The sequence below is a fragment of the Cyclobacterium sp. L-R genome (genome assembly GCF_056859355.1).
Genome location: NZ_JBSXOH010000097.1, coordinates 103,214 through 126,618 on the forward strand (window position 1 = coordinate 103,214; position 23,405 = coordinate 126,618).

Sequence of the window (23,405 nt, forward strand, 5' to 3'; positions counted from 1 at the left end):
AATTATAAAAAAAGCAGCTTATGAATTCTAAGCTGCTTTTTTTTATGCGATTTTTTAAGGCAAAATCCTTATTGTACTTTCTCTTTTGCCAAAAGTGCTTTTACTTCTTTAATCAAAGCCTCACTCAGTCCGTAAACCAAATTAAGGTCTTGGTCCCAAAAATCTATCTTGGCCAAAACACTTTCTACCACTACATCAGGCGTTTTGATTTTCCATACCTGATCAAAATATTTCACAATCTCAGTTTTGTCATTGATGGGTGTCTTTTCAGCGTTATAATGACCTCTGTAATAAACAATCATTGCAGCAAATGCTTGAACCATTCCAGTTGGGATTTCATCTTTTTTATTGATGTAATCTAGCAAGGATGGCAATACCCTTACTTTCCACTTAGAAATAGCGTTTAAAGCAATGTCACTGAGCTTATGCTTGATAAATGGATTTCTGAATCGATCAAGCACGTCTTCTGCAAAAGGAGTTACACTAGCAGCTGGTTGATCCATTGCAGGTATTATTTCATTAAAGATAACCTGTTTAAGGTAATTACTGGTTTCCTCATTTTCCATGGCGTCTTTAACCAATCTGATCCCTGCCAGATAAGCAACAGGTACCAAACAAGTGTGGGCACCATTTAATATACGCACTTTTCTGGTTCTGAATGGTGCAATATCTTTTACAAATTGTACATTAAAGCCTGCATTGTCAAGAGGCAATTCCATCCTCAACCAATCCGGACCTTCTATGGCCCAGAAGTGGAAAGGTTCGGCCATTACCATTTGTTCATCCTTGAATCCGAGCTGAGCCTGAATTTCATTTCCACTGCCCACAGGGTATCCTGGGACAATTCTGTCTACAAGGGTATTACAGAAAGTATTGTGTTTGACAATCCAATCTTCAAATGATCCTGGAAGTTCCCATAAATCAATGTATCTTAAAATGTTGTCCTTTAATTTTTTACCATTGTCTTCTACCAACTCACATGGAATAACTACCAGTCCTTTTTCAATATCACCTTTGAAATGCTTGAAGCGCCGATAAAGCAAAGCTGTTAATTTTCCTGGAAAGGATTCAGGAGAAGTGGCCCAGTCTTTGTCATTTTCATCAAAATAAATCCCAGCTTCGGTAGTGTTGGAAATTACGAACCTTAATTCAGGTATTTTTGCAATTTCCAAATAGGCATTATAGTCTAAAAATGGATTGACGGCCCCTCTTACTGACTGGATGAGCCTGTTTTCTTCTATTGTTTTTCCCTTACTTATTCCCCTCGTTAAAACATGGTATAAGCCTTCCTGGTCATTTATTCCTTGAGCCGGCTTTCGGCTATGCACTTGTACCATTTGAATGTCTCCATCAAATGATGTTTTTTCGTTTAGGACATCAATCATCCAATCAGCAAATCCTCGTAAAAAATTCCCCGTGCCAAATTGGATTACCTTTATTGGACGAGAAGTGGGAGTTGGGATATTTTGTCTATTTAATGGTTTCATGCTTTACTTTCAATTAGTATTGTTAATGTTGTTTGAATTTTTTCTTGTTATGATGGTTAATTAGGTGATTTATTTTTTATGGAAAAGTCTTCTTCCTAATCAAGTTCTTTGAAGTCTATGGATAATGATAATTAAAGCGTGGTAGTAAATTCACTAAATTGTTCATTCCTAAATTAATATAGACTTTCAACTCAAGCAATTTACATGTTGTTTCTGTCCATATATCTCAATGATTTCACAATGTCATAATTACTTACGAAAAATTGCATCAAATTGGCTGTTTTTTTTAAAAGTAGACCTGATGTATTATTATCCTATCTTTCAATTTAAGCTACCCAATACGGTATATTTTCATCAAATTTCATACCGATATGAGCTTAATATGATTATAAAATTTGGAATTACATGTTGTATTTCTGCCGGCTAATAGAATGATTTGCTAAGACCTTTTAATGCTGGCACTTACAGGTATACAATTACAATAAAATCAATGTTCAATCGCATCGACTATTTTGATAGTAAGATTTGAATACAGGGTTTTAACGTCTGTATTTCATTTTTTAGCGACAGCGCTCGTAAAAAATTGACTTTTCCTGTATTAATGACTAAAAATAAGGGTTTAAATAGAACAATGATCTGTTCGACAGTAAGGAGAAAAGCCTAGTAACTTAACTTCCGAATGGATGATCTTGCGCCTGTATGCTCCTAATCAAGCCAATATTACATTTAAAGTAGAAATTTACTCATTGTTAGACAATACCGCTTATAAAGAATTATATGCTTGAAATGCATAAAATGCAATCCCTTGCTCCAATTTTTGTTTTATTCTCCTTTTATATTCTTTATATTTAATCCCTTGATGAGTTTTCTTGCTGTTCTATTATTTAGAACAATAATTGGATTTTCTTGCATCAAAAATAGATTGTCCCAAAGTAATTATTACCTAATTTTATTTAATTACCAAAACTAGATCTTATGAAATTCAATAGTAAATTTTGGTCACCATTTGCTGCCTCAATTTTGCTTTTATCAGTATCATGTTCCAATGAAAAAAATGTGGAAGAAGAAGTGAAAACCACCTTTACAGGAGGTAAGAATGAAATTAAACTGTTGACTCTTGATCCAGGTCACTTTCATGCCCACCTCGTAAAAAAATCCATGTATGAGCAAGTAGACCCTAAAGTTTACGTTTATGCTCCTGATGGTCCAGAGTTGCAGTCTTATTTAAAATCAATTGAAAGCTACAATACCCGTGAAGAGGATCCTACCAGTTGGGAACTTGAGGTATACAAAGGCGACGACTACCTTCAAAAAATGCTTAGTGAAAAGAAGGGTAACGTAATGCTTACTGCTGGAAACAATAAAGAGAAAACAGCCAATATCAAGGCAACCATTGAAGCAGGTATAAATGTTTTGGCAGATAAACCAATGGCCATTGATGCCAAAGGTTTTGAAACATTAAAGGAGGCTTTCGAGCTGGCAGAAAAAAACAATGTTTTACTGTATGATATCATGACCGAAAGGTTTGAGATCTCTACGATTCTCCAAAGAGAGTTTTCTTTGATTCCCGATGTGTTCGGACAAATGGAAAAAGGAACAGTTGACAATCCGGCCATTACCAAAGAGAGTATTCACCATTTTTCTAAGTTGGTTTCAGGAAAGCAACTGATCAGGCCAGGATGGTTTTATGACGTAAATCAACAAGGGAATGGTATTGTGGATGTTACTACCCACTTGGTTGATTTGGTACAATGGGAAAGTTTTCCAAATAAAATCATAGATTATAAGACTGACATCGAAATGATCAATGCCAAGAGGTGGACCACAGACCTTACTCTTGAAGAGTTCACTAGTTCTACAAACCTTACTGAATTCCCTGATTACCTTCAGTCAGTGGTGTCTGACGGCTTATTGAAGGTTTATGGCAACGGAGAAATTAATTACAAGATCAATGGGGTGCATGCGAAGGTATCTGTTATCTGGAATTACAAAGCGCCTGAAGGTTCTGCGGATACGCATTATTCTATCATGAGAGGTACCAAAGCAAACTTGGTTATCAGACAAGATGCTGAAGAAAACTATAAACCTGAGCTATACATAGAGCCTGTAGAAGGTCAGGATTTGGCTGAGTTTGAAGCCAATGTTACCAAGCATGTAAAAGAACTAGCTGGTACCTTTAAAGATTTGGATGTTGTGAAAGTAGAAGGTAAAAACTCTTGGAGAGTTGTAATCCCACAAGCTTACCGACATGGCCATGAAGATCATTTCAGGGAAGTAACAGAAACCTATATCAAATACCTTAAAGAAGGTAAATTACCTGATTGGGAAGTGCCTAATATGTTGGCCAAATACTACGTTACTACACAGGCTTTAGAATTGGCCAAATAATAAATTCATACTAAAAAAATACAAGCAGATGAAAAAGCAAAGAAGAGACTTTATCAAAACTGCAGGATTGGCAGGGTTTGGTTTAGCAGGAGGAGTATTATCTCCTCAAAGTTTTGCTTTTTCATCTGCTATAAAAGACCTTGCCATGAGCAAAAGTGACCTTAGTATCATCGGTCCATATGGCCCTTGGGCCAATGGGTTGATAAGCAAAGAATTGCCCTCGCTTTCTTTCAGAAACGAACGATTCACAGCTCTTGAATCCTGGAAAATGGAAGCCATGTCCACTGCCAAAGAAAGACTGGGAATTCCTGATTTGGGTAAGGTCCCAGAGGTAACTGTTCATGATACTTATGTCAATGATGGTTTGCGTTTTGAAGAAATAAGTTGGCAGCTTCCCTATGGCAATCCCACCAAAGCTTTGGTCATCAAGCCTGAGGGAGTTAAAGGAAGGTTACCAGCCATATTGGCTTTTCATGACCATGGAGGAAATAAATATTTTGGCTTAAGAAAAATTACAAGAACAGGTAAAGCGCAGCATCCACTGATGATAGAACATCAGGATCATTATTATGAAGGAAAGGCTTGGGCCAATGAAATCGCCAAAAGAGGATATGTGGTAATAGTGCCCGATTCCTTCACTTTTGCTAGCCGCAGGGTGCTCTTGGAAGAAGTTCCGGAGAATCGAAGGAGAGGTTTGACTGATGAAAACCCTGAAAAAGAAGAAAACATCTCAGCCTATAATAAATGGGCAGCAGATCATGAACACATCATGGCCAAGTCCTTGTTTTGCGGAGGTACTAGCTGGCCTGCAGTGTTTTTCGCTGAGGATCAAGTCGCTTTGGAAGTTTTACTTGCCAGAAAAGATGTAGATCCGGACAGAGTCGGTTGTGGAGGCCTTTCAGGTGGAGGATTGCGAACAGTGATGATGGGAGGATTGGATCACCGTATCAAATGTGCGGTATGTGTTGGTTTTATGAGCACATGGACAGATTTTTTATTGAACAGGGCTTATACACATACCTGGATGGCCTATGTGCCAAGACTGCCCAATGAATTGGATTTCCCTGAAATTCTTGGTTTGAGAGTTCCATTACCCACCTTGGTGCTCAATGATATTGACGATCAGTTGTACACCCTTCCTGAAATGCAAAAAGCAGATAAAATTCTTGAAGCGGTATTTGATAAAGCCGGAGCCCAAGACAAATACAAAGCCTCTTATTACCCCGGACTTCACAAGTTTGACCAAGCCATGCAAATAGAGGCTTTTGAGTGGTGGGATCAGTGGTTGAAAAATTAACTATTTCTTTATGAAAAACACCTTCCTTATGAAATCAAATTGGTATTTAGTAGTAATCCTCTTCCTGGTTTTTACTTTTCCAGAAGTAGTGAATGCCCAAAGTTTAGATTCAGACTTGCTCTGTGTTGGTGATCATTGGACAGAAGAAGAAGGAGCAGCATTTCTCCAAATGGAGAAGAAAAAGTACAGCACCGAAAAAGCTTGGAACAAAAGAGCTGCTGAGATTAGAAAACAAATACTTAAGGGAACGGACCTAGTTAAAATGCCTAAAAAGTCACCTTTAAAACCAATTATGGGTGAAATTAGAAAATTTGATGGCTATGTGGTTCAAAATATAGCTTTCGAAAGTTTGCCAGGTGTTTTTGTAACCGGAAGTTTGTACATGCCTAGTGAAAACCCCGGTAAAGCACCAGGGATTCTTAGTCCTCATGGACACTGGACAAAACCTGGAGATGTAGGAAGGTACAGACCTGATGCGCAAAAAAGATTTGCCTCTATGGCCAGAATGGGTGCAATAGTTTGGGCTTATGATGCTGTTGGTTATGGTCAAATGGGTGAAATTGGCTGGGAACATAGAGAAGGAGATGTGCTCAAATTGCAATTATGGAACAGTATCAGAAGCGTGGATTTTATCCTTTCCTTGGGAGCGGATCCCGATCGACTGGCGGTTACCGGTGCATCAGGAGGAGGAACACAATCCTTTCTATTGGCAGCAGTGGATGATCGAATCGATGTTGCAGCGCCAGTAGTAATGGTTTCTGCTCATTTCTTTGGTGGATGTGAGTGTGAGAGTGGCATGCCAATACATAAATCAAAGAACTATCAAACCAACAATGTAGAGATTGCGGCAGTATTTGCACCAAAACCTCTTTTATTAACCTCTGTGGGAGGTGACTGGACCAAGAATACCCCGAATGTGGAATACCCATTCCTTCAGTACATTTATGGACTAAAAGGTCATTCTGAAAAAGTTGAGAACAAGCATATCCCAGAGGACAATCATGGCTATGATGAGAAGAAAAGAAAAGCTGTATATCCTTTTTTAGCTAAAAATTTAAAATTGGATCTTTCCAAAGCCATGTACAGTGACGGCCGCTTAAAAGAAGAAGCCGTTACAGTCGAAGACCAAAAAGCATTGTATCCTTTTAATGATAAGAATCCTTTCCCTGCTTATGGAATTACTTCCATAGATAACGTAAAATGGTAAACCCAAAACAATGAACAACGATCAAAATAATCGAAGAGAATTTCTTAAGAAAAGCCTTTTGTCAGGTATAGCACTGAGCAGTATGGGGACCACATGGGCCAGTCCTGTTATTCCTAAAGTGGCTTCTATGAAGTTGGGTTTAGTGACCTATCTGTGGGGAAAAGACTGGGCATTACCTGAACTTATATCCAACTGTGAAAAAGCAGGGTATGAAGGTGTAGAACTTCGGACACAACATGCTCACGGCGTGGAAACGAGTCTTAGCAAAAAAGAACGAAAAGAAGTTAAAAAGAGATTTAAAGGCAGTCCAGTAACCTGCGTTGGTTATGGTAGTAATTATGAATACCATAGCCCTGACCCAGCAGAGTTGGCCGCAAATATTAGAGATACTAAGGAATACATAAAATTGTGCCATGATATTGGTGCTACTGGAATTAAAGTAAAGCCCAATCGACTTCCAGAAGAAGTGTCACGAGAGAAAACCATCGCTCAAATCGCCAAATCCTTCAGCGAGGTAGGTGAATATGCCAAAGACTATGGTCAGTTGGTGCGTGTAGAAGTTCATGGAAAAGTAACCCAACAGCTTCCTGTGATGAAAGAAATATTTGATCAGGTAACTTCTTCCAATGTGAAAATTTGCTGGAATAGTAACAATACCGATCTAATGGAACCAGGGCTTGAGGGGAATTTTGATATGGTCAAACAATGGTTGGGAGACACTACCCATATCCGGGCATTTGATGAAAATGATTATCCTTTTCAGGAGCTTCTCAAATTGATGCATAAAGCGGATTACAATGGCTGGATACTAATTGAAGCTCATAGTGATCCTGTTGACAAATTAGCGGCAATGATTGCTCAGAAAAAGACTTTTGAGCAATACCTAAAAAACTTATAGCCCATGAGAACAACAATTATTCAAAAAAGTGAAACTGGTTAGAGACACAGAAGAAGATAGCTTAAATTTCTTACAGATTGGAAAGAGGAGTCAGGTTCATGGAGGATTATTAGAAGTTTTGCCAATGATTCTGAAGCAGACACCATGCTCACTAGGCCTAGTCGACCTCCTTACGTCGTTCCAGATCAAGTGTAAATATTGAGAATGAGGACTTTAATAGTTGGTCTTTTCAATTTACAATATATTAGGAAGGATTTTTCTTTTGTTTTAAAGGAAAAAGCCTTTCGTTTTTATTCCAATAGTTACCAGCAAATAATGGGGCTAATTGATACTTAACTAAATTATTTTTATAAAAAAGCCACAACTGGTTGTGAAAACCTGTTGTACTGTTAAATTACAAACTTTCTATAAATGAAAAAAATACCACTGACACTACTGCTTTTTATTGGCTTGGCTTCTATCGGGTTCTCCCAGGAAGATCTAACAGTGATTCAATCTCACTGGGTTAACTTCACCGCCGGTCCTAATGCTCTTTACAAGCACCAAAGCCAACTAGCACTTGATATGCTTGATGAAAGAGACAAGGCCATTGCTTCTATCTCTTCTTTGAATGAATGGAAAGACTGGCAAGAAAAAGCCAAAGACAAACTGATGGAGGCGGTAGGACCATTTCCTGAAAAAACACCTTTGAATCCAAAAGTTACCGGAAAGCATAGAGGGAATGGATATAAATTTGAAAACATTGTATTTGAATCCCAACCGGGATTTTTTGTGAGTGGGACTCTTTTTATTCCTGATGGAGTAAAAGGGAGAACCCCTACCATTATTTATTGCTCAGGACATACGCCTTTGGCTTATAGAGCTCCTACTTACCAGCATGTAATTCTTAATTTGGTAAAGAAAGGGTTTATTGTTTTTGGCTTTGATCCCGTTGGACAAGGAGAAAGATTGGAATATTTTGATCATGACACAAATAAAGATCTGGTAGGAGGCCCAACTAAGCAACATTCTTATCCAGGAGCGCAAGCATTTGTTGTAGGTTCTTCAGAGGCCAGACACATGATTTGGGATGGTATCAGGGTGGTTGATTACCTGATGACTAGAAAAGAAGTGGATCCAGATAGAATTGGAATCACAGGAAGGTCAGGAGGAGGTACGCAATCTTCTTATATCGCTGCTTTTGATGAGAGGATTAATGCATCTGCACCTGAAAATTACATTACCAATTTCAAGCGACTGATGCTTACTCATGGTCCTCAGGATGCCGAACAAAATTTCTACCATGCCATTGCAAAGGGGTTGGACCATCCCGATCTAATGATCGTCAGGGCACCAAAACCCAACCTGCTTATCTCTACTACCCGTGACATGTTCAATATAGAGGGGGTAAGAGAAACCAGTCAACAGGTACAAAGAATTTATGATGCTTATGGTGTATCAGAGAACTTTCAAAAAATTGAAGATGATGATGGCCATGCTTCTACAAAGAAGAACAGAGAACGCATGTATGCTTTCTTTAGAAAACATCTTGACTTACCAGGAGCTGTGGAAGACCAGGACATCGATACATTATCAATGGAGGTGTTGCAGGTTTCTCCTACAGGGCAGTTGGTGAGCAGCTACAATGGCAAAACCACCTATGACCTAAACAAGGCTGAACTACAGGAATTGAATGGCTCTTTGGAAGAGAAGGTAGACTGGGCAAGAAAACTTTCGGGTTATAAAAAGCCGGAAGCATTGTCAGAAACCATGATGGTTGGCAGGTATCAACGTGATGGGTATACCATAGAACAACACTTGATGAAGGGAGAAGGAGACTACTGGTTGCCTTACCTATTAATGAAACCTAATCATGCTACAGATAAAGCGGTGCTTTATTTAGATCCATCAGGTAAAGCTATTGATGCTGGTGTAGGTGGAGACATGGAGGCTTTGGTCAAAGGAGGTGCCATGGTACTTGCTCCGGATCTTTTGAATACTGGAGAGATGGGTAATGGAGGTTTTAGAGGCGATGCTAATTTCGACGGCCATTCATATAACCTTTGGTTTGAAAGTATTCTTATTGGAAGAAGCATTGTGGGGATTAATGCAGGTGATGCCAATCGTCTGGTAGCTGTTTTGCAGGAGAAAGAGGGAGCTAGAGAGATAAAAGGCCTTGCTAAAGGAGAAATGTCTTCGGTACTGCTTCATGCGGCCAATTTCAACCCTGCAATATCTTCAATAGCATTAGTAGATCCAATGAGTTCTTACAGAGGAATTGTAGAGTCTTTCAGGTACAATACTAGTGAAATTAATTATTCAGTAGCTGGTGCATTGAAGCATTATGATTTGCCAGACTTGTTGGAAAATTTGAGCATTACCAATCCATTAGTGCTTCATGAAAATACAGAGTTGAAAAAAGAACACTCCCTATTGCCTGAGCGTGGAGGTAAGGAAAAAATCAAAGCCCTTTCCGTAAAAAATGCAAAAGATAGAAAAGCCCATTTGACAAAATGGCTTAATCCTTAAGGAAGGGTATTGTTTCAATTTTAGGAACAGATTTGACCTGAAAAGATGAATACAGTTAAAAAGCATCGGGTTTCTACTCGGTGCTTTTTTTTAATCACTCATTATTGCGAGGGGGAACGTATAAGATTTGTAAGTTGAGGCCCCTTTTAACAATATCAACTGTCAACCTAAGAAATTATTAGACAACAACTTTAGTAGGAAATCCAAAAAAACAAAAAAAAAAGCTACCCTAATAGGGCAGCTTTAACAATCAAATAGCATTTTCTAAACTTAGTTTCTATCCAATGCATTTAGCATATCGAAGGCAAGTTCTAATCTTTTGCCGAAGTTTTCTTCACCTTTTCTAAGCCATACCCTAGGGTCATAAGACTTTTTGTTAGGATTGTCTGCTCCTTCAGGATTTCCCAATTGAGTCTGAAGATATCCTTCTTTGCTGTGGTAGTATTTCAATACACCTTCCCAGAACGCCCACTGAAGATCTGTATCGATATTCATTTTTACAGAACCATAGCTATTGGCTTCTCTAATTTCTTCTACGGTAGATCCTGATCCACCATGGAATACGAAGTTCACAGGTTTGCCAGTAGTTCCGAATTTCTCATTGATATAATCCTGAGAATTTTTCAAAATTATAGGTTTCAATGAAACATTACCTGGCTTGTATACACCGTGAACATTTCCAAAAGCAGCAGCAACAGTGAACAAGTCATCCACTTTTTTCAACTCCTCATAAGCATAAGCTACTTCTTCAGGCTGAGTATATAGTTTGGAGCTATCGATTTCTGTATTGTCTACACCATCTTCTTCTCCACCAGTTACACCTAGCTCAATTTCGATTGCCATTTTAATTTTGGCAAACTCCTTGAAATATTTTACGGATGTTTCAATGTTTTCCTCAATAGACTCTTCAGACAAATCCAACATATGGGAGCTGAAAAGAGGTTTTTTATAAGCTTCATAATAAGCTTTTCCTTCGGCAAGTAAGCCATCTATCCAAGGAAGTAATTTCTTAGCTGCATGATCTGTGTGTAAAACTACAGGGACACCATATATTTCAGCCATTTTATGTACATGCAGGGCACCGGAAACACCACCTGCCACAGATGCTTGTTGCTTGTCATTTGGAAGGCCTTTGCCAGCATAAAACTGAGCACCACCATTTGAAAACTGAATCATTACCGGGGAGTTGACCCTTTTTGCGGTTTCTAAAACAGCATTCACAGTATTACTGTTGATACAATTCACTGCAGGCATTGCAAATTCGCTTTCTTTCGCATAGGCCAATAGGTCTTTAAGCTCTTCGCCGTACTTTACTCCAGGTTTGAATTTCATATTAAATAATTTATGGTTGTATTAAATTTGATCCACCTCCATTCACCTAAGTGATAGCTTTGGAACTCAAAGATATAAATAGTGCAGAACAATTACCTTATAATTTGATTGAAAAATACATTTTCACCGAATATTTCATAATTTCCCTGCCCATTATCATTGATTGGAAACTATAAAATTTCCTTTATATATTTGTTTTATGGAAAAGATAAGGATTACAGGGGTGCCCGAGCATTTTAATTTTCCCTGGCAAAAGTTGGTTAAAGAACAACCATTTTTGGATGATCAGGTTCAACTGGTCTGGGAGAATGAACCCAGAGGATCCGGTGCTATGAATAGCGCCATAAGAACTGGTGCAACAGATTTGGCCATTGTTCTTACAGAAAGTTTTTTGAAAGACAAAGTGGATGGAAATTCCGGAAAAATTATAGGTTACCATGTCAAGTCACCATTAATTTGGGGGATTCATGTTCCCGGCATTTGCGAGGTGCAAAAGCTTGAAGATTTACAAAATGCTCCTTTTCTTATAAGCAGAAGGGGTTCAGGCTCTCATTTAATGGCCTACCTTCTTTCAAAAAGAGAGGGGTGGGACGCCCAGGGTCTTGATTTTGAAATTATTAATAATTTGGACGGAGCCATTAATTCCTTCAAAGAAAATAAATCCAAAGCCTTTCTTTGGGAAAAGTATACGACAAAGCCCTTAGTGGACAAGGGGCTTTTTAAGAGGGTGGGAGAAATTCCAACTCCCTGGCCTTGTTTCGTCATAGTCGCCTCTGAACAGATGTTGAAGGAGAAGAGAGAATTGCTTTTAAGTATTCAAAAGGAAATTTACCGGATAAACTCGACCCTAATGGAAAATAAGCAAAGCTTTGTTTTGCCTATTAGTGAGACTTACCAGATAGAAGAGAGTGATGTCTCAGAATGGTTAACTCAGACCAATTGGGCAACTGATGGTACGGTGCCGAATGAGGATGTAACTACCACTTTGGATGTTTTAATGAGTCTTGGTCTTATTTATAATAAGTTGGCTACCGAAGAAATAGTTGAAAAATTGTAAACCGTAAGTAGGGTTACTTGGTAATACCTATAAAAAAAACCGATCATTTTTATTAATGATCGGTTTCTTTATGAATGGTTAAATTCAAAAATCTGAGTAAGAAGTAGGTCTTAAAAGTCTTTTGTCATTTTTCGACACTGTATTGTCATATTCGCTATTGGCTTTTAAGGCTAACCAAGCTGGATAATCACTAAATGCAGCCCAATGTGCATCTCTATCTTCCATGTTTTCAAAGGCAGTCATGTAAACCAAGTTAGGCATGTTTGCTCCTGCAAGAGGCTCACCATAAAATACCCCATTGAAATTCATCTCATCAAAAATATCAATTTCACCTTCATTAAACATTTTTACCTTTTGGTGGTAAAGACGTTCAGTGGCTGATTCATAACTCCTTAGCTCATATACTCTTTCGCTTTTAGGAGAACTTAGCTTAGGTAAAGCCATTCTGGATCTTGTTTCAAATGCTTGCATTAAAGATGTTTCTATTCTATTGAAAGAAGGATTGTCAAATGCTGCTTGAATATAAGCTTTGCCATCCTCTTGGTGCTTGGCATCTGTTTTTAATTTTCTTTGGAACCTGAAATAATCCTTTGAATTAGTAAATGGAAGGAAAACGTAGATTTTTTTTCCTGCATCTGGTTCAGAAGCTAAAGGTTTGAAAACACCAACATGCTTTACACCTGCACGGTGGGCTGCTGGAATAAATGCCTTTTCTAGGTAGTTCTCGACTACTTCTATTTGTTTTAAATTGTCGATGTGATATACTCTCAGTTCATATAAATCTTTTTTTCCATCTTGTGCTTTGAGAGGAGCGTAGGAAGCGATTAAGATTAAAACTAAGGTGAATACTTTTAATAATCGTAAGTAGTTGTTCATTGGTAATTTAGGTTTTTATTGATTTTTTTGTTCAAATATTTAAAATGACCACTAAAATTAAGTAAATTATACATAACATTATAAAAAAGTTATTTCGGTGGAGAATATATTATTATTTTTGAAAAATACACTGCAGCAATAGTTGATTTTAAGTTTTTAACTAATTATTTAATAAAATGAAGAGGATTTTAGTAACCGGTGGAGCCGGATTTTTAGGTAGCCATCTTTGTGATAAACTTTTGGGAGAGGGCCATGAAGTAATATGCGCCGACAATCTTTTTACTGGTAGAAGGAGAAATATTCATCACCTATTAGAAAACAAAAATTTTGAATTTCTTAGACATGATGTTACGCTTCCCTTGTATGTAGAAGTAGATGAAATTTACAATTTGGCCTGTCCAGCTAGTCCAGTACATTACCAATTTGACCCGGTTCAAACGACCAAGACAAGTGTTATAGGAGCGATTAATATGTTGGGTCTTGCTAAGAGGTTAAAAATTAAAATCTTACAAGCAAGTACCAGTGAGGTATATGGTGATCCGGAAATTCATCCCCAACCAGAATCATATAAGGGTAGTGTAAGCACAATCGGACCACGTGCATGTTACGATGAGGGGAAAAGATGTGCAGAAACCTTGTTTTTTGATTATCATAGACAACATGGGCTTGATATTAAGGTCATGCGTATTTTCAATACTTATGGGCCAAGGATGCATCCCAATGATGGTCGTGTAGTTAGTAATTTTATTGTCCAGGCATTGAAAGGGGATGATATCACGATTTTTGGGGATGGAATGCAAACACGTAGTTTCGGTTATGTGAGCGACCTGATTTCAGGAATGCATAAATTGATGAACAGTCCCAATGGAGTGATTGGACCCATCAATATCGGTAATCCAGTTGAATTTACTATGCTGGAATTGGCAGAGAATGTTTTGGAGCTTACTGGATCAAAAAGCAAACTAAAATACATGCCTTTGCCACAGGATGATCCAATGCAAAGGAAACCTACCATTGATTTGGCACGAAAGGAGTTAGATTGGGAACCAAAAGTTCAGTTAAAAGAAGGTTTAGTAGAAACCATAAAATATTTCGACATGGTATTAAAAGAAGATAATATCTAGCATTTAAAATTTTTATATAAGCATTGTTCTTTTTTTAAGAGCAATGCTTACTCATTTTGCCACGTTTATTTTTTAAAATACATATTTTAGTTATTTGTATAGTATATTTTGTATTTTAATATCTTTTTAATAAAAATGCATGCTATTTGAATTAAATCGGTTAATTTAATAAGGAAATTAAATATTAAAACCTTTTTTTATATGCAGGTTCATTTTTACCTTTATTAGCAATTTAATTGGTGAAATTTCTATTTTGTGAATATGAAAAACAAGTATAAAATTTTTGGTATAGATGATGAGCCTTCAGTTTTACTGATTATACAACATTACTTTAAAAGTAAATTTGATGTTAAGGTGTTTAATAAGCCTGCAGATGCTCTGGCGAATATGCAAGATGGAGATTTGCCTGATATAATTATATGCGATTTGAATATGCCTGAAATTAGCGGGGCCGAATTTGTAGGTCTAGTGCGGTCAAGTGGATTTTTCTCATCTATTCCTTTAATCGTTCTCTCGGCTACAGACTCTTCTGAAAAGAAAATTGATATTTTGAACTTGGGGGCAGATGATTTTATGGTTAAACCTTTTAACCCCAAAGAACTTGAAGCCCGAATTAATTCAATTTTAAGAAGAACTGGGAAATTTGCAATCGAATCTATAAATGAATAAAGAAAACAAAAAAATCGCATTGATTTCTAAAGACCCTAAAGTCATTGATGCTATTGAAAAGGCTGTAGGAGACACATTTGAGATTAATGCTTTTACAAACGGAATTATTTTTTACAATCAACTTTCTACTTCATCTGATGAGTTTTGCATGATTCTTAGTGACTCGTCCTTACTAGATGTGCATGGAGTTGCCTTAAAGAATACCATTGAGAAATTAGGATTTGGGCATCTTCCATTTTTTATGGTTGTAGATAAAGCTACTCCAACAGATATTATTAATGCGATTTCTTCTGGGGTCACTGATTTTATCCTTAAACCGATCAATGGGAAACAATTAAAAACGAGACTGGACTTCCAAATGAAGCATCCATCTCCAAAAAAGAAAAACCTTGAATACACTGCCTTAAAAGAATCTAAAACCCCGTTTATTAAAAGGTTATTTGATATAGTGGTGTGTAGTTTTATCCTTTTGGCTTTGCTTCCACTATTCTTGATTGTAGCAATTTTAATTAAATTAGAGTCAAGAGGACCTGTCTTTTATTATTCCTACAGGGTAGGAACGGGATACAATATTTTTAAATTTTATAAGTTCAGGTCCATGGATCCTGATGCCGATGCCAAATTGCAACAATTGAAGCATTTGAATCAATACAATGATCCTGAAGAAGAGGAAGAAGAAAAACAATCTGAAGTAGTCAATGAAGTTAAAGAACTCTGCGAATTTTGTGAACAAGCAGGGGGAGGGTGTCTACAGCCATTATACGACGATAATAAAATGGTTTGTGAGAAAATCCTTATGGCTAAAAAAGACAGTAATAAGGATGCCGCTTTTATTAAGATCAAAGACGACCCCAGAGTAACTCGTATAGGTAAGTTTATTAGAAATACCAGTATTGATGAACTGCCTCAGCTTTGGAACGTACTTAGAGGAGATATGTCACTTGTGGGCAATCGACCTTTACCACTCTATGAGGCAGAGAAAATCACTACTGATAAATACTCCCTTAGATTTCTTGGTCCAGCTGGGATAACCGGTCTATGGCAAGTAGAAAAACGAGGAAGAGGAGCAATGTCTGAAGAAGAACGATTAAGCCTTGACAATGACTATGTCAAAAATTTCAGCATTTGGTTTGATATCAAAATTCTTCTAAGAACTATCCCCGCTTTGTTTCAAAGTGAAAATGTTTAGTCCATTAATAATTCCCAAAATAACTTAACCCTTCCTTTCCACGTATTTTTAGAGGCTTCAGTATACCTGGATTTGGCTTTCTCCTCCGTGTTTGTAGTTAATTCCATTTCTATTGCTTTATTGAAGTCCTGAGGTGATTTCTCTAAGCTTATTAGCGGATGGAACAATTGAATGTCTTCCGAGAATGGAGTCGCTACTATGGGTTTCCCAGAAGCAAGGTATTCATTGATTTTAAGAGGATAGATACTTTTTGTCACTTCATTACATAGAAATGGAAGTATCAAAAGTTGGAAATGTGCCAGGTATTGTGGCAGTTGCTCTATTTTTTTTGGGCCTGTAAAATATAAATTGGGAATTTCATCCAAATTGATGTCGGTATGCCCTTGATGGTTTCGAGGGCCCACCATTACCATGCTTTTGTCTGGGTTTGCTTCACATACAGTCTTTATCAAATCATAATCCAATCGATGACAAATATTTCCTGTATAACCGATTATTGGTTTGGGAATGTTTTTTAGATCCTTAGGTACATTCAATTCTAATTCATAAGCTGACTTAAACAATTCGAAATCGGCTGCATTTGGAAAATAAGCCACTTTTTTTCCTGAAAGAGCTTCAAGATCCTTCTGAAGCATACGTGATGTGACTAGGCTTAGGTCTGCACTTTGTACGGCTTCTATTTCTTTCCTTGCACCATGTTTTCTCAAATAGGGTTCTAAAGCCCTAATATTGTCTCTCGATTGATAAACAAATGCATTAGGTTTAAAACTATTCGGTAGTTTGGTGAGGTATAAAGGGTTGAAGGAGTTAAAGTAAATAAATGCTTCTTCATGCAATTCTTTTAATGCTTTGCATATGGACTTGGCCAATCGCCGATCATTCCAGTTTGAAAAGAAATTGTACAGTGAGCCCTGAGGAAGCCAATTTATTGGAAGCATTAGCGGTGGGCTGAGGGCATATAGTTTAGGGCTAAATTGAGACAGTTGTTTAATACTATTATTTCCCCAGATTAAAGCTGATTTTCGGGCTTTTACAGATGGTTTTTTCCGTTCTTTCAAATAGTCCAAGAAAGTAAATGGGTAGTCTACATAAATAACTTTTTGGGTTTGAGCAAAAGTTTTCGCCAATGACCAAGAAGCTGATGAAAATTCCCCGTCCCATCTGGACATGCTGGTCATTACTATGGTAACCTTATCAAAAGTTAGGTTAGAAAAATCCTTCATAAAAAGCTGTTTTTTTTCTAAAATAATGAATGTTTTCCGCATTGGAAAGCTTAAATTTAGGTTTATGTTAACCATTAATTTTTAAAGCTTTGATCCTATTTATTATTATTTCGGGTATATGCTGTTTTTATCTCTTGTTTCCACTCACAAGTGCTTTTTTCTCACTTTTTAGTCGAAAGATCAAACTTAAAAAATCTGAAATGATTGCAGATTTTGCTTGTGTGATCACAGTTTATAAAGAAAAAGACATAGCGTGGCCCCTAGTAAGTGCGCTTTTGGCTCAGGATTATCCCCATTTTCATATTTATTTGGTGGCTGATGGAATTACCGAAAAATTGGACGTGAAGGAGAATGAAAAACTGACGGTTTACCAGCCTAGTACTTTTTTAAACAGTAAGGTCGCCTCTTTAGGGCTTGTTCTTGATAATATGAAGGAAAGTCATAGTCATGTGGTGGTGTTTGATCCTGATAATCTAGTACCCTCGCATTTTTTAAGGACAATTAGTAAGTTTCATGACCAAGGATATATGGCAGTTCAAGGTAAAAGAATTGCGAAAAATATTGCTGGTACCTACGCGGCATTGGATGCTTTAGGAGAGTACTATTATGACTTTGCTGTAAGAAATGTTCCTTTTCGTTTGGGATCATCTTCCACCATTGCAGGTTCGGGAATGTCAATAGAAAAAAACTTATATAGCAAAAATATTGCGAAGGAATTATTGGTGTTAGCAGAACAAGGGGTGGTTGTGGCAGAGGACAAATCTTTGCAGTCCGAACTGGTAGATCAAGGACATACCATTGCCTATGCGGCTGCAGCGATTATCTTTGATGAAAAGATTACCGCATCCGAACAAATAGGGAGACAAAGAGGAAGGTGGCTGAATAGTTATTTTGGTCAGTTGCCGGAAAACGTAAAGTTATTTGGAAAAGGAATTTTAAAATTTGATTGGAACCGTATTTATTTTTCTTTAATGACAGCAATGCCACCAATGGTGATTTTGGTCGGTTTGAGCGGGCTTTTAGCATTTGTTGCATTGTTTATCCACTTGGCTTATTTTTTCCTTATAGCTGGGAGTATGGTGCTCTTTGCGTTAGGATTCCTATTGTTACTATTGCTGAATAAAACACCTCAAAAAGTCTTAAATGCCATCCCCAAAATACCTTTGTTTGTGTTAGGTCAAATTTCTGGGATTTTGAATATAAGAAAGGCCAATAAAGATTTTATGGCGACAACTCATAATGAAATTTCGGAAATAAGTAAGCTATGGAAGGAGAGGAAGCATGAATTTAAACACCTAAAAAAAGATTGGGAATAAACTCATAGAAGTTTATTTCAAGTTTATTTTTTGATTTTATTTCTAAGCGTTTTCAGCATAATGGGGTAATTTTGGATGGCTTTGATCCAGCATTTCCCAAGGCTGACGTCAATAAACTTGTTTAAAATTACATGTTTGACGATTGCGGTAATTAAAAGGGCTAGTACCAGCCCGTAAGCAGCCCCTAAAAGACCAAACCATTTGATAAAAAACCAGCTAAAAGCAGCACCGTATACGAAAGTGCCAAATACCATGATCATATTAATGAATGGTTTACCTATGGCATCTAGAAAAACCCCAGACTGCCTGTCAAAAGGCTTAATCAGAGCTAAAAATGCCATGATTCTCAAAAAAGGAACCGCTTCTAAATAGGCTTCCCCTGCGATTAATAAGACAATATAATGTGCGAATATTATACAAAATAGCCAAAATGGTGCCGTAAGACTAAGCATCATTCCCAAGGTTTTCTCATATATCTCACCCACAAGTACAGGTTGTTTTTTGTCGTGGGCCTCCGCGGCCTTTGGATAACTGATCGAAGCGATAGAATTGACTGGTATTTCCACCATATTCATTACTCTTCCAGCCGTATTGGCCATGGCAACTTGAACTGGGGACAATAAAGCTCCGAGTAAAAATTTGTCTAAACTATTGGTCAGCATTGATACAAGGTTGGTACCAAAAACAAATTTCCCAAAATGAAAAATTATTCCCAGCCAATATTTCTCCACTTTTATACGGAGTTTAAAGTAATTCCTAACCTGATACATTGACATAAATGTGGCCAGAAGAAAAGCCAAATTTTGGTACCAGACCAATTCTATGAGGCTTAGTTTTGAGTCAATTAGGTATGCAAATAAAATAACCAGAAAGAAAGGAAGGCTTTTACTGATTCCTGCAAGAAAATAGGCTTGAAAATCATACTTAGCCTGCATAAGCACCATATTATGGGTATGAAAAATAAGTACAGGTAGGATTAAAGAGTGGATTTTGACCAAATCAGCCAAACCTTCAGCATTAAGTAATTGCTCTAGTGGTCGGGCCAGTATCCATAGTAATAGCACCATCAATAAAGTTAAAGCGGTATTTAACCAAATGGAAGCGGTTTGAATTTTCGCTTGAATAGCATCTTCCTTACCTACAAGAAATTTAATCATGCCATTTTGAATAAAGCCATTTCTAGCCATGTCGATGATAGAGACAATGGTGATAAGCAATACCCAAATACCAAATTCTTCAGGACTAAAGACCCTTACCAACAACATGAACCCAATAAAACCCAGAAGAAAATCCACTCCACGGTGCATCATGGTAAAAAAACCTCCGGTAAGCCAATATTTCTTATCTGTCATTTCTTCGCATAGGTTTTCTGATAGGCCGAAAGTGTATCCAATGCTCCTTTTTTATAATCAAATAGTGGGGGCCTTTTGAAACCCTTGTTTATAAGTTTATTTCTAGTGTCTTCTTCAGACAATAACTTTTCAATGGCCCCGCTGATCGCTGAGGGGTCAAATGGGTCAATGATGATTGCTGCATCTCCTGCAACTTCGGGCATGGAGGAGGTGTCAGAAGTGATTACAGGGCATCCACAAGCCATGGCCTCTAAGATGGGTAGACCGAAACTTTCTCTTAGGGATGGGTATAGAAATATTTTTGCTTGGCTGTAAATAGCTGGTAAATCTTCGTTTGGTATATACCCCGTTAAGTGGATTTTTGAAATTAATTGTGGCGCCATAATCTCATTTAGCATTGTTTCTAGCACTTCTTTGCCAAAGTCCGGCATAACAATGTCTGGGTATTCAACCTTGTTCTTTTCTAATATTGCAAGACTTTTCAGAACACCTTTAAGGTTTTTCTTTGGATCAGTATTACCGAGGAAAAGTATAAATGATTGGGGTAAGTTGTATTTCAAACGAATTGCCTCTTGTTTATTTGGCTCCTCTACTTTGAAATGACCTGCTACACCATTGTAGATTACCTGAACATCATTATCGTTCATGCCAAAATGTTGGACAATTCTTTTTTGCTCATAATTGGAAACAGTGAAAATCATGGCCGCCTTATTCACTACCTTAGGTACATTCCACCTTCTGTAAATATTACCTAATCGTTGGTACCAGGTACCTTCTTTTAGGTTTATCTTTTCAAGATAAATAATATCATGTAAGGTGATGAGCAGGGGGATAGAGCACGAAACGGGAGCGGTATTGCTAGTGCAATGAAGTAAATCCAATTGATAGGTTTTTACTGCTTTTGCAAGGTTACGCTGTTCCCATATAGGGTAGAGAGCAGGGGCCAACGGGATGATTTTGAAATTGTCAGTTTCCTGAATTGCGGAGGTGTCCTCAGTATCATTCACAAAAATAAAATACTCATTTTCCGTATCCAATTGCTGCAGGTTTCTGATCAGGGCAAGGGCTACCATGTCCATGCCATGTTTTTTTTTCCTAAAAATCCGCTGTGCTTCTATTCCTATCCTCATCTTCTTTTCGTTTAATTAATTAAGGTAGGGTTCTCCTTAATGTCTTTTAAAAAAAGTCCGTCAATAAATCCTTTAAAATATTTTCTAGCATGGTCCATTTCTCCTTGAAAAAGATGGACCAACAGGTTTTTGGGTAGTGCTATAAAAAGATAGTAGCCCGCAGTGAAGATAAATAATGGATAGTCAACATTTCTCCTAAGGTATAACCACCTGTTACGGCTCATATAATAGGTCTTCAGTAAAGAATTTTTACCTACACTCATGGATTCCTTGTGTAGAATAAAGCTTTTTGGCTCGTACCAAATTTCATATCCAGCTTGTTTGATACGCTCGCAATAATCCATCTCTTCATAATATAGGAAATATAGCTCAGCCATTAAACCTATTTCATCTACTACTTTTTTTGGAATAAACATGGCTGCCCCATGGGCCAACTGAGTGATTTCTGCCACCTGATGCTGGCCTTGATCTTTTTCTAAATAACCTTTCCCTTTCCCTCTCCCTGTTATAGGGTTTATCGCTGAAAATCCGGCATACTGAATAATGTCTGGTTTTTCATGATACAAGATTTTAGGGCAAACAAGACCTACTTTTTCCGAATTTTCCGCACGTTCCAATAGGGCTTCCAATATATCAGGGGCCACCTCCGTATCGTTATTGATTAGAAAGAAATAGTCGCCTTTGGCAATTTCCATTCCTCTATTGTTTCCGCCGGCAAAACCTTCATTTACAGGGTTTTTGACTAAAATAGTGTCTGGATACTTTTCTAGGAGATTATCCGGAGACTCTTTTGAGGCATTGTCCACCACGATCACTTCCACGTTAGGGTAGGTGATTTTTTGAAAAGAAGCTAAAAAATCCATTGTATGGATTAGGCCATTATAATTAATAGTAATGACGGAGATTAATGGTTTATTCATTTTCAGAAGGTTTATTTAAACTTTTATCCATGTCTTCGGCAAGGAAAAAATAGGCCCAAGACATATAAAGAATGATTCCTGTTGGCATTTGGCCTAATAGAGGATTACCATAAGAGGCAGCAGCTATACCTACATATCCGCCAAATAGAGCGAAGAGTTTTTGCCGTAACCTCGGGTCCTTAACTTTCCATATTTTTAGTAGCCCCATTCCAGCAATAAATGCCAAAATGCCTATATGCAGGTATAAACCTACAATGCCCATCTCTGCCCATATTTTCACAAACCAACTGTCATTAGGGGTTTCAGCTAAAAAGGTGCCCGGACTAAACCTTTGACCCCATGATCCCGAAGTGCCAATACCTCCCCCGAAAGGTCTGCTTTTTAAGTATTCTGCAAACTTCCTTTGGTTTAAATACCTAACATTTAATGATGGGTCTGAAGGATCTAATGCAGACCTCATTCTCCGGACTTGGTAATTGTTGTTAGCAATGGTCGTAAATTTCAAAAACGAAAACACCAGCAACAACCCTAGTAGTCCCATTACCATTAATTTAAAATTTTTGGAGGCAAAAAGATAAGCCATTGTGCCTGCTACAGGTACCATCAATGCTCCCCTTGTGCCACTCATTATCATAAGGTAAAAGAACAACAAAGCCATAACTGCAAAAATTATCCTTTTCTTGAGTGAAAAAGGACCTAAGGCCAAGACCATTGCCATTACCCCTGAATGGGCTATTCCAGCACCAAATTGACCTGCGTCTGAGAAAAAACTAAAAACACGAAGGTTTCCAAACAAAACATGAGTTGATCTGGAACCAGCATCTAACCATCGGTTTTCTGCTGCATCCAAGCCTATATAAAATTGTCTTAAACCCCAAAAAGAAGCGAGTACACTTAAAGCAAAAACAATTATAAATAGTCTATTTATATCAGATGGTTTATTGGCATACAAAAGTGTAAGTGGAACCGTAAGAAACATATACAAAGCCGTGCCTCTTACTGCATAAAACCAAGCCGTAACGCTTCTCGCTTCAGGATTAAAGATTTCTGCTACATTATATCCCATCCAAATTAGGGTTACTAAAATGAGACTATTATGTAGTTTTGAAAAATCAGTCTCCACTTTATTATGAAAAAGAGCACTGACAATTAGCATGGCCAATGCAAAATCTACAGTAAGCCCTAAGGGTAAATTGGGGACGTATCTGATGGCACCTATGGATAAAAATGCAAAAATTAGTCCGGCTGCAAGTGACTTGTTGGGATGACTCATCATAAATATCCCACCTGCCAATACAAAAGGAAGAACAAGCATTAAACCTACGCCCATCACCCCTGTTTTGACCACAAATAAACTCAATAGCCCTGCCACGAGCAGGGCAAATATTTTATTTGAGATATCAGCTTTGGTGATTTGCATATTAGTTAGAAT

The 23,405-nt window shown here is 37.5% G+C and carries 18 protein-coding genes; 10 read left to right on the forward strand and 8 right to left on the reverse strand.

The features are described from left to right. Positions 1–68 precede the first annotated feature (68 nt). The gene (locus tag AC13EX_RS22105) at positions 69–1,487 is read right to left on the reverse strand and encodes a tagaturonate reductase (RefSeq protein WP_482894378.1); all 1,419 of its coding nucleotides are present in this window, start codon (positions 1,485–1,487) and stop codon (positions 69–71) included. Positions 1,488–2,462: 975 nt separating this feature from the next. On the opposite strand from AC13EX_RS22105, the gene AC13EX_RS22110 reads away from it, so the two are divergent. From AC13EX_RS22110 to AC13EX_RS22130, 5 genes are all read left to right on the forward strand, one after another. Next, entirely contained in the window at positions 2,463–3,875 is a 1,413-nt protein-coding gene (locus tag AC13EX_RS22110; protein ID WP_482894379.1) for a putative oxidoreductase C-terminal domain-containing protein, read from the forward strand. Positions 3,876–3,903: 28 nt separating this feature from the next. Next, complete coding sequence (locus tag AC13EX_RS22115; RefSeq protein WP_482894380.1) at positions 3,904–5,172, forward strand: dienelactone hydrolase family protein; 1,269 nt, start codon at positions 3,904–3,906, stop codon at positions 5,170–5,172. 28 nt (positions 5,173–5,200) lie between these two features. Further along, a complete protein-coding gene (locus tag AC13EX_RS22120; protein ID WP_482894381.1) occupies positions 5,201–6,379 on the forward strand; it encodes an alpha/beta hydrolase family protein in 1,179 nt (392 codons plus the stop codon). Positions 6,380–6,389: 10 nt separating this feature from the next. Further along, entirely contained in the window at positions 6,390–7,277 is an 888-nt protein-coding gene (locus AC13EX_RS22125; RefSeq protein ID WP_482894382.1) for a sugar phosphate isomerase/epimerase family protein, read from the forward strand. 411 nt (positions 7,278–7,688) lie between these two features. Beyond that, positions 7,689–9,785, forward strand: a complete 2,097-nt coding sequence (locus AC13EX_RS22130) for an alpha/beta hydrolase family protein (RefSeq protein WP_482894383.1) — start codon at positions 7,689–7,691, stop codon at positions 9,783–9,785. 270 nt (positions 9,786–10,055) lie between these two features. Here AC13EX_RS22130 and fbaA read toward each other — a convergent pair whose 3' ends face one another. After that, a complete protein-coding gene (gene fbaA / locus AC13EX_RS22135; RefSeq protein WP_339711600.1) occupies positions 10,056–11,117 on the reverse strand; it encodes a class II fructose-bisphosphate aldolase in 1,062 nt (353 codons plus the stop codon). A 199-nt stretch (positions 11,118–11,316) separates the two neighbouring features. Between fbaA and AC13EX_RS22140 the strand changes: the two genes are divergently transcribed. Further along, a complete protein-coding gene (locus tag AC13EX_RS22140) occupies positions 11,317–12,174 on the forward strand; it encodes a type 2 periplasmic-binding domain-containing protein (RefSeq protein ID WP_482894384.1) in 858 nt (285 codons plus the stop codon). 84 nt (positions 12,175–12,258) lie between these two features. Here AC13EX_RS22140 and AC13EX_RS22145 read toward each other — a convergent pair whose 3' ends face one another. Then, positions 12,259–13,050: an NIPSNAP family protein gene (locus tag AC13EX_RS22145; protein WP_482894385.1), complete on the reverse strand. Its 792-nt coding sequence runs from the start codon at positions 13,048–13,050 to the stop codon at positions 12,259–12,261. 176 nt (positions 13,051–13,226) lie between these two features. Between AC13EX_RS22145 and AC13EX_RS22150 the strand changes: the two genes are divergently transcribed. The 3 genes from AC13EX_RS22150 (at position 13,227) to AC13EX_RS22160 (ending at position 16,032) form a co-directional block, all read left to right on the forward strand. Next, a complete protein-coding gene (locus AC13EX_RS22150) occupies positions 13,227–14,174 on the forward strand; it encodes a UDP-glucuronic acid decarboxylase family protein (protein ID WP_048644221.1) in 948 nt (315 codons plus the stop codon). Between the two features lie 261 nt (positions 14,175–14,435). Continuing rightward, on the forward strand, positions 14,436–14,843 hold the full coding sequence (locus AC13EX_RS22155) for a response regulator transcription factor (RefSeq protein ID WP_048644220.1): 408 nt from the start codon (positions 14,436–14,438) through the stop codon (positions 14,841–14,843). Continuing rightward, a complete protein-coding gene (locus AC13EX_RS22160; RefSeq protein WP_339711606.1) occupies positions 14,836–16,032 on the forward strand; it encodes a sugar transferase in 1,197 nt (398 codons plus the stop codon). Before AC13EX_RS22155 ends, AC13EX_RS22160 begins: the two co-directional genes overlap by 8 nt. Here the strand turns inward: AC13EX_RS22160 and AC13EX_RS22165 are convergent. Next, entirely contained in the window at positions 16,029–17,255 is a 1,227-nt protein-coding gene (locus tag AC13EX_RS22165; protein ID WP_482894386.1) for a glycosyltransferase, read from the reverse strand. The two genes, AC13EX_RS22160 and AC13EX_RS22165, sit on opposite strands and share 4 nt — an antisense overlap. 200 nt (positions 17,256–17,455) lie before the next feature. Between AC13EX_RS22165 and AC13EX_RS22170 the strand changes: the two genes are divergently transcribed. Continuing rightward, the gene (locus tag AC13EX_RS22170) at positions 17,456–18,571 is read left to right on the forward strand and encodes a glycosyltransferase (RefSeq protein ID WP_482894387.1); all 1,116 of its coding nucleotides are present in this window, start codon (positions 17,456–17,458) and stop codon (positions 18,569–18,571) included. A 23-nt stretch (positions 18,572–18,594) separates the two neighbouring features. On the opposite strand, the gene AC13EX_RS22175 is transcribed toward AC13EX_RS22170, so the two are convergent. From AC13EX_RS22175 to AC13EX_RS22190, 4 genes are read right to left on the reverse strand one after another with little or no spacing between them, the layout of a single operon-like run. Further along, positions 18,595–19,923, reverse strand: a complete 1,329-nt coding sequence (locus AC13EX_RS22175) for an oligosaccharide flippase family protein (protein WP_482894388.1) — start codon at positions 19,921–19,923, stop codon at positions 18,595–18,597. After that, the gene (locus AC13EX_RS22180; protein ID WP_048644216.1) at positions 19,920–21,053 is read right to left on the reverse strand and encodes a glycosyltransferase family 4 protein; all 1,134 of its coding nucleotides are present in this window, start codon (positions 21,051–21,053) and stop codon (positions 19,920–19,922) included. The genes AC13EX_RS22175 and AC13EX_RS22180 overlap by 4 nt, the downstream gene beginning before the upstream one ends. Positions 21,054–21,064: 11 nt before the next feature. Next, complete coding sequence (locus AC13EX_RS22185; protein WP_048644215.1) at positions 21,065–21,973, reverse strand: glycosyltransferase family 2 protein; 909 nt, start codon at positions 21,971–21,973, stop codon at positions 21,065–21,067. Then, positions 21,966–23,393, reverse strand: coding sequence for an O-antigen ligase family protein (locus AC13EX_RS22190; protein WP_482894389.1), 1,428 nt, complete (start codon positions 23,391–23,393; stop codon positions 21,966–21,968). Before AC13EX_RS22190 ends, AC13EX_RS22185 begins: the two co-directional genes overlap by 8 nt. Between the last annotated feature and the right edge of the window lie 12 nt (positions 23,394–23,405).

Excerpts from the sequence above, each read along its gene's own strand:
- AC13EX_RS22105 (WP_482894378.1), bottom strand. The coding sequence starts at position 1,487 with ATGAAACCATTAAATAGACAAAATATCCCAACTCCCACTTCTCGTCCA.
- AC13EX_RS22110 (WP_482894379.1), top strand. The coding sequence starts at position 2,463 with ATGAAATTCAATAGTAAATTTTGGTCACCATTTGCTGCCTCAATTTTG.
- AC13EX_RS22115 (WP_482894380.1), top strand. The coding sequence starts at position 3,904 with ATGAAAAAGCAAAGAAGAGACTTTATCAAAACTGCAGGATTGGCAGGG.
- AC13EX_RS22120 (WP_482894381.1), top strand. The coding sequence starts at position 5,201 with ATGAAATCAAATTGGTATTTAGTAGTAATCCTCTTCCTGGTTTTTACT.
- AC13EX_RS22125 (WP_482894382.1), top strand. The coding sequence starts at position 6,390 with ATGAACAACGATCAAAATAATCGAAGAGAATTTCTTAAGAAAAGCCTT.
- AC13EX_RS22130 (WP_482894383.1), top strand. The coding sequence starts at position 7,689 with ATGAAAAAAATACCACTGACACTACTGCTTTTTATTGGCTTGGCTTCT.
- fbaA (WP_339711600.1), bottom strand. The coding sequence starts at position 11,117 with ATGAAATTCAAACCTGGAGTAAAGTACGGCGAAGAGCTTAAAGACCTA.
- AC13EX_RS22140 (WP_482894384.1), top strand. The coding sequence starts at position 11,317 with ATGGAAAAGATAAGGATTACAGGGGTGCCCGAGCATTTTAATTTTCCC.
- AC13EX_RS22145 (WP_482894385.1), bottom strand. The coding sequence starts at position 13,050 with ATGAACAACTACTTACGATTATTAAAAGTATTCACCTTAGTTTTAATC.
- AC13EX_RS22150 (WP_048644221.1), top strand. The coding sequence starts at position 13,227 with ATGAAGAGGATTTTAGTAACCGGTGGAGCCGGATTTTTAGGTAGCCAT.
- AC13EX_RS22155 (WP_048644220.1), top strand. The coding sequence starts at position 14,436 with ATGAAAAACAAGTATAAAATTTTTGGTATAGATGATGAGCCTTCAGTT.
- AC13EX_RS22160 (WP_339711606.1), top strand. The coding sequence starts at position 14,836 with ATGAATAAAGAAAACAAAAAAATCGCATTGATTTCTAAAGACCCTAAA.
- AC13EX_RS22165 (WP_482894386.1), bottom strand. The coding sequence starts at position 17,255 with ATGAAGGATTTTTCTAACCTAACTTTTGATAAGGTTACCATAGTAATG.
- AC13EX_RS22170 (WP_482894387.1), top strand. The coding sequence starts at position 17,456 with ATGATTGCAGATTTTGCTTGTGTGATCACAGTTTATAAAGAAAAAGAC.
- AC13EX_RS22175 (WP_482894388.1), bottom strand. The coding sequence starts at position 19,923 with ATGACAGATAAGAAATATTGGCTTACCGGAGGTTTTTTTACCATGATG.
- AC13EX_RS22180 (WP_048644216.1), bottom strand. The coding sequence starts at position 21,053 with ATGAGGATAGGAATAGAAGCACAGCGGATTTTTAGGAAAAAAAAACAT.
- AC13EX_RS22185 (WP_048644215.1), bottom strand. The coding sequence starts at position 21,973 with ATGAATAAACCATTAATCTCCGTCATTACTATTAATTATAATGGCCTA.
- AC13EX_RS22190 (WP_482894389.1), bottom strand. The coding sequence starts at position 23,393 with ATGCAAATCACCAAAGCTGATATCTCAAATAAAATATTTGCCCTGCTC.